Below are 1,563 nucleotides of genomic sequence, written 5' to 3' on the forward strand. Positions count from 1 at the left end.
ACCTGAACGTAGTGCGATTAAGCCTGAATCACGTCCCATCACTTCAACAACAAACAGACGGTCATGCGATTCTGCCGTATCTCTAATTTTGTCGACAGCATCTACTACCGTGTTGATAGCTGTATCGTAGCCGATCGTGAAGTCTGTTCCTGCCAAGTCATTGTCAATTGTACCTGGAATACCAATAATTGGAATATCAAATTCTTCAATAAATTTTGAGGCACCTGTAAAAGTTCCATCACCACCGATTACTACTAAGCCATCGATACCTAATTTTTTAATATTGTCGTATGCTTTCTGTCTTCCTTCTACCGTACGGAATTCATCACTTCTGGCCGTCTTAAGTATTGTTCCTCCACGTTGGATGATGTTTGCTACAGATTTAGCATCCATAGGAATCAATTCGCCATTTACAAGGCCGTCGTAGCCTCTTTTAACACCAAAAACGTTTAGGTTGTTGTAGATTCCTGCACGGACAACGGCCCGTATACCAGCATTCATTCCTGGAGCATCGCCTCCAGAAGTTAATACCGCAATATTTTTAATTGTCTTCATTTATTTCTTTGGTTTAGCGTCTAGTTTTGTTTTTGAGCTTTGAATGTGTCAATTCCTTTTTGCAGATAGGCGGCATAGCTACTGATATTGTAGTTCGCTCCACTAGGAGGTAGTAACACGTCGCCATTTGGATTTACAATGACATATAATGGCTGTGAATTGCTATTAAATGTAGCTGCTTGAAAATCACTATTCTTATTACCTATGGTCTTAATTTTCTTACCGGAATAGGTTGATACATACTGTTCTTCTGGTTGCAATTGCGTGCGGTCATCAACAAACAACTCCACCATCACAAATTCATTGCGTAATAGCGATGCTACTTTTGGATCAGTCCATACGTTGGCTTCCATTTTGCGACAGTTCACACAGTTCCAGCCTGTAAAATCGATTAAAACAGGCTTGCCTAGCTCTTTAGCTGCGGCTAGTCCTTCCTCATATTCGTAGTACGGCTCAAATCCTTTTGGTGTCCCACGTTCGTGGAAAATATCGTAATATTTCTTTGTCTTTCCTGCTGTTGCACTCGGTGCTGCAGGGCTAAAGTTGCTGACTGAAAGGTCAAAATCTTGTGTTGCCGAAGGCGGAAGGAAAGCCGAAATAGACTTCAACGGCGCTCCCCACATACCAGGAATCATATACATTACAAAGGCGAACACAACAACTGCCAATAGCGTACGTGGTACCGATAAGAAAGGTAAGGGACTATCATGCGAGAAGCTGATTTTACCGATAAGGTATAAGCCCATCATCGCGAAGATAACAATCCATAACGCCAAGAATACTTCGCGGTCTAACCAGTTCCAGTGGTAAGCCAGATCGACGTTTGATAAGAATTTTAAAGCTAAAGCAAGTTCTAAGAAGCCCAATACAACCTTCACGCTGTTCAACCAACCACCTGATTTAGGAAGGGATTTAAGCATAGAAGGGAATACCGCAAAGAGTACAAAGGGTAGCGCTAAAGCAATAGAGAAACCTAACATCCCGATTGCAGGACCTAAGCGCTCGCCT

Annotated in this window: 2 protein-coding genes; both read right to left on the bottom strand. The window is 42.3% G+C overall.

Going from position 1 to position 1,563, the window contains the following annotated elements; translation table 11 throughout:
• The coding region (locus WH223_RS14405) for an ATP-dependent 6-phosphofructokinase (RefSeq protein ID WP_340048446.1) at positions 1-555 on the bottom strand (555 nt) is incomplete at its 3' end.
• 20 nt (positions 556-575) lie between these two features.
• On the bottom strand, positions 576-1,563 hold a 988-nt coding region (locus WH223_RS14410; protein ID WP_340048447.1), incomplete at its 5' end, for a protein-disulfide reductase DsbD family protein.

It is taken from the genome of Sphingobacterium sp. MYb382 (assembly GCF_037572665.1).
Classification (GTDB): Bacteria; Bacteroidota; Bacteroidia; order Sphingobacteriales; family Sphingobacteriaceae; genus Sphingobacterium.